Here is a 4,913-nt window from a genome sequence, read left to right on the forward strand (position 1 = left end):
TAGAGAATTAAAAGGGTAAAATAAAATTGACCCCTAACACCAGGACTTTAAAGGGTCAATCATATTATGGCCAAGGTGGGTAAATTCTGTTTGGCCAAAAGGGTCAAAGTAGAGTGGCTTTTCCACTTTCCTTTGAAACGACATATCCGTTTTTGGGTATTTTAACCGCATTGGTAATATAAATCCCCTTGTTGAGAATATCCTGCACAGAATCTACCTCTATCCCGGCTTTTTTGAACAACGGAATTGTCGTTGTCATATACGCCGCATCTGATTTTCCATAGAAGTCCTCTTCCGGATGTGACGGAACAATCTCATTTATCATGATTGCGTGTATTGTTTCCGGTGTAACCTCCACGTTATTAAACCGCAGATCGGTTGCACCTTCAACGAATTGTTGCAACACTTCTTTTACATTCATAATAATTTGAGTATTTCTTCGTGGACTTGCCCGTTTGTTCCTACGACGTGACTTCCTTTAGCCGGGTCAAGCGCATTCCCGTTCCAATCAGTCACTTTTCCTCCGGCTTCTTGTACCAGAAGCATCCCTGCCGCATAATCCCACGGATTCAAATATATCTCGAAATATCCGCCTTGTCTGCCGCAGGCTGTATATGCCAACTCCAAAGCGGCTGAGCCAAGTCTTCGGACATCTTGGGAATTTTCGTAAACTTTCAGAAATCGGGCAAAGTTTTCTTTCGCTAATTCTCTTTTTGCAGTGCCGATGCCTATGATGGTTTCCGATAGTTTTGTGGCAGATGAAACGTGTATGGGCTTGCCGTTCAAGAAACTTCCTTCTTCCTTGACAGCAGAAAAAAGTTCATCGTGAAACGGATCATAGACAATGCCCATTACTATCTCTTTCTGACTACAAAGAGCTAACGACACCACACTATGCTGATAGTCGTGCATGAGGTTGGTAGTGCCATCAACAGGGTCAAGAATCCAGTAGCTGTCTGTATCCATACGCTGTAAGCCGGTTTCCTCTCCGAGAAACTGTATGTCCGGCGCAAGTGTATGTAATGCCTTCTTCAAGAAATCCTGAACGGCGACATCCACTTGAGTAACGTAATCGGCTACTCCTTTTTCTTTCACAAGGGCTGCCATTTCCCTGTTTGTGATTATCCCCTTAGTCTCTTTGACCAAGCTGATTATACGTTGTATATCCATATTTATAGGGTTTAATTCAATAGTTTTTGCAGGTCATCGACAGAAACATCCATTCTCTTGGAAACTTCTTCCAAAGTCATTCCATTAGAAATGAATCTCTCTATGACCATTTTCATTTCCTCACCGACTTCTATTAGATGCCCATCCAAATCGTAAAAGCGGATTACTCGCTGTCCCCAATCATGCTCAACGACTTCACCTAAGAATGCGATTGACGAATTGCCTTTCAGCTTTTGCAGAAAGCCATCAAAATCACGTTCCTCAAAGACGATTTCAACATTGTTTGACTTTTTATGAACTTTTTCTTTGGGTACGCCAATAAGCCAATCGAAATTCTGCTGTAAAGCCAGACCGCAGGAGAACAGGATATTTCGTCCATAATTTTGACAGACTTCCAACCCGAATATGTTTTCGTAGAAACTTCGGGCTTTGCTTATATCTGACACGGATAAAACCGTACAACAATATCTCATATTTATTTTTTCCAGCGTTTGAGGTTGGGATAGAATTGGCGCATCATCTCTTTAGCCTGTTCCACGGTCATATTTTCTCCGGACCACTTGTTTATATCATCGGTGAACCGAGCGCAATGCTCAATCATCTGCTCCATTGTAAAGTCCTGCGTGAACCGGCCATCCATGTAACAATAGTTGCAGTAATCATCATTGCGGCTGCCATCGGCATTTATTCCCTTATCTTTGTCAGTTAACGGCATACCGCAACTTTGACAAAATTTTTGTTCCATATTCATATATTTAGTTGTTTGATATTCCTTTTAATGCGCATTTAATTTTCCAACTCGCATAAATATGAGCCAACCAATGTTCGGAAAAAGGCATCATTATAAGACCTCGGATATTTTCACCACACCAGTAATCTATCAACCACCGGGCATTTTCAGAGTCGCTCACAACATGAAGTGATTTGAGTTTTTCCCTATCCTCATCAGTCATTCTGCGTTCCAAATCGCAAAAAGAAAGCTCTTTCAACAATAGGCTGGTATTGTCTTTTACAGATTCAGCATATTCATATAGCGCATCTAAATTCAATGTTTTGGAGAAATCTGATATTTCCTGTTTTTCAAGCTCGTTACCCGTTGTGATAATTGGAGAGCCAATCGAGCTTTTATAATCCCTTGAAAAGAATATCTGATTGTCCTTGTTGATTAGAGTATGGGTAACAATATCCTCGATACGGAATATATGCCAGATGGAATAGGCAATTGTCTTGCTGTGAAAACCGTCTTCTCCAATGAATGGGATAGCATTGAAATCAGCACGACATAATTCCACTTTGAACTGCGCTAAGATATCAAATAATTGGGTACGCAAAGACAATAAGTTTTCAATTCCCAAATGAAATGTGGTTTCATTGGAAATTTCTTCCTTAATTTTATGGCATTGCTCTAATAAATTATTACCCATATCTTTTCAATTTTATTATTGGCGATTTCCTTCAATTACCTGATTTATCAACTCCCGAACTTCATCATCCGACATTTTCCTATCTCTTACAAGAGTGCTTATCACACCACGAATAGAGTTATTAAAATATCTCTGTACTACATTCTTCAGGTTGTTGCCACAATACTCATCCCGTTCTATGAGTGGGTAGTATATGAACCCGTTGTTCCCTGCCGGCTTATGCCCTAAAAAGCCTTTCTCGACAAGAAACTTCACAAATGTAGATATGGCAGTCCGGCTTGGACGAGGTTCAGGATAAGTGGCTATAATCTCCTTGACGGTAGCTTCGCCCCTCTCCCAAAACTTGTTCATCACTTCTTCTTCACGCTTAGTAAGTTGTTCCATCATCAAATGAAATTTAGTATATGCAAAGTTAGTCTAAATAAATTAGTCAACCAAGCAAATTCACCTATTTTTATCCTTTATTGGAAAATTCACTCACCATTGCCCCCCTCCGTTCACTTTAAAGTGATCCCCCAAATTCACTCGAAAGTGCCCCCTTAAATTCACTTTAAAATGATCCCCTAAAAAGTGAGTTTCATTCTTGTTTACTCGATCTATAATTCTATTTTGTTTGTTAAAAACGAATAAAAGTCAGTTATGCCCAATAGACAATTAGGAATGGAAAAGATTCGTCAAGTGTTACGCTGTTACTCTCAGGGTTATGGGACCAAAAGTATCAGCAGTATGTTAACCGTTTCGCGCAATACGGTCAAGAAATACTTACAGGTATTTCAGCGCAGCGGTTTGGATTATGAAGGAGTACTGTCTCTATCGGACCAGGAACTCTCGGAGTTATTCCACGAAAAGACCAGAGTAAAGACAGAAAGCGAACGGATGGAAGAACTAAAGTCGTTGTTGCCCGAATATTGCAAGCGGCTTCAGAAGAAAGGTGTTACCCGTGAGGCTTTACATCGTGAGTACCTCTCTTCCCATCCGGATGGTTACGGACGCACCCGCTTCTATATTCTGATTCAGCAGCATATAGCCTGCAGCCGTCCCATCATGCATCTTGAACACAAGGCCGGTGATAAAGTGTTCATAGACTTCGCCGGTGACAAACTCTCCATCATCGACCTTGAGACGGGCGAAATCATCCCGGTGGAGGTTTTTGTCGCGATCCTTCCCTGCAGCCAGTTAACCTATGTGGAAGCGGTCATGAGCCAGAAAAAGGAGGACTTGATCCGTGCTTCGGAAAACGCCTTGTTATACTACCAGGGGGCTCCCTCCGCCATCATCCCGGACAATCTCAAGTCCGCCGTTACTAAGAGCAGTAAATACGAGGCCATCCTGAATGAGGACTTTGCAGCCTTTGCCGAACATTACGGCTGTACCGTAATTCCCGCCAGGGCTTACAAGCCACGTGACAAGGCACTGGTCGAGGGTGCCGTTAAACTGATCTATCGCAGTATCTATCCAAAGATACAGGAACGCGAGTTTTATGACCTTGATTCACTGAACGCGGCTATCCGTGTCGCCTTGGAACTCCACAACAACACTCCGCTGACAGACCGTAAATACAGTCGACGGGAACAGTTCGAGGAGATAGAACGTGATTCTTTACGCAAGCTCAATCCCATCCGTTTTGAACTCAAACAGCGTTACAGGGCTACCGTGATGAAAAACGGTCATGTCCGCCTGGGGGAAGACGCCCATTACTACAGTGTGCCTTGCGGCTATATAGGCAAGAAGGTCATCTTGTTATATACCTCACGCGAGGTATGCATCTATTACGGCTACGAGCTGATTGCTTCCCATACCCGCAACAGGGCCCGTTGCCGGTACACGACCCTGGAAGAGCACCTGGCTTCACACCATCGCTATATCACGGAATGGAACCCGGATAAATTTATACGTGAAGCGGCGGCTATTCATCCGGATGTGGAGGCATATATCCGTCAGGTTATGGAAGAGAAAAAGCATCCGGAGCAAGCCTATAAATCGTGTCAGGGCATTCTTAGCTTCGCACGCAGGGTCGGCAACACCCGATTGACCAATGCCTGCCGTTGGGCTACAAGTTACGGTCTGTACAATTATCCCATCATCGAGCGCATCCTTAACAACCGGCAGGATGAGTTCCCGTTGGAAGACAGTGCCGGGCAAGAAACGGAGATGCCTTCCCATGAGAATATCAGAGGAAAAGAATATTATCAATTGGAAAAGCCACTCTACTTTGACCCTTTTGGCCAAACAGAATTTACCCACCTTGGCCATAATATGATTGACCCTTTAAAGTCCTGGTGTTAGGGGTCAATTTTATTTTACCCTTTTAATTCTCTA

7 protein-coding genes are annotated in these 4,913 nt (G+C 43.0%); 1 reads left to right on the plus strand and 6 read right to left on the minus strand.

Features of this window, described 5'->3' with window-relative positions:
* Positions 1 to 103 precede the first annotated feature (103 nt).
* Genes FW767_RS12655 through FW767_RS12680 form a run of 6 tightly spaced genes read right to left on the minus strand, consistent with a single transcriptional unit; the run spans position 104 to position 2,978 of the window.
* Positions 104 to 421, minus strand: a complete 318-nt coding sequence (locus FW767_RS12655) for a hypothetical protein (RefSeq protein ID WP_235898128.1) — start codon at positions 419 to 421, stop codon at positions 104 to 106.
* Positions 418 to 1,170, minus strand: coding sequence for an inositol monophosphatase family protein (locus FW767_RS12660; RefSeq protein ID WP_010801756.1), 753 nt, complete (start codon positions 1,168 to 1,170; stop codon positions 418 to 420). Before FW767_RS12660 ends, FW767_RS12655 begins: the two co-directional genes overlap by 4 nt.
* Positions 1,171 to 1,181: 11 nt before the next feature.
* The gene (locus tag FW767_RS12665; RefSeq protein WP_010801755.1) at positions 1,182 to 1,643 is read right to left on the minus strand and encodes a VOC family protein; all 462 of its coding nucleotides are present in this window, start codon (positions 1,641 to 1,643) and stop codon (positions 1,182 to 1,184) included.
* 2 nt (positions 1,644 to 1,645) lie between these two features.
* Positions 1,646 to 1,915 carry a zinc ribbon domain-containing protein gene (locus FW767_RS12670; protein WP_010801754.1) on the minus strand — a complete coding sequence of 90 codons (270 nt, stop codon included), beginning with the start codon at positions 1,913 to 1,915 and terminating at the stop codon, positions 1,646 to 1,648.
* A gap of 10 nt (positions 1,916 to 1,925) precedes the next feature.
* Complete coding sequence (locus FW767_RS12675; RefSeq protein WP_010801753.1) at positions 1,926 to 2,594, minus strand: hypothetical protein; 669 nt, start codon at positions 2,592 to 2,594, stop codon at positions 1,926 to 1,928.
* Between the two features lie 15 nt (positions 2,595 to 2,609).
* On the minus strand, positions 2,610 to 2,978 hold the full coding sequence (locus FW767_RS12680) for a BlaI/MecI/CopY family transcriptional regulator (protein ID WP_010801752.1): 369 nt from the start codon (positions 2,976 to 2,978) through the stop codon (positions 2,610 to 2,612).
* 276 nt (positions 2,979 to 3,254) lie between these two features.
* Between FW767_RS12680 and istA the strand changes: the two genes are divergently transcribed.
* Positions 3,255 to 4,880 carry an IS21 family transposase gene (istA, locus tag FW767_RS12685; protein ID WP_235898130.1) on the plus strand — a complete coding sequence of 542 codons (1,626 nt, stop codon included), beginning with the start codon at positions 3,255 to 3,257 and terminating at the stop codon, positions 4,878 to 4,880.
* The last annotated feature ends 33 nt before the right edge of the window (positions 4,881 to 4,913 follow it).

This window comes from Heminiphilus faecis (assembly GCF_008728965.1).
In the GTDB taxonomy this organism is placed as follows: Bacteria; Bacteroidota; Bacteroidia; order Bacteroidales; family Muribaculaceae; genus Muribaculum; species Muribaculum faecis.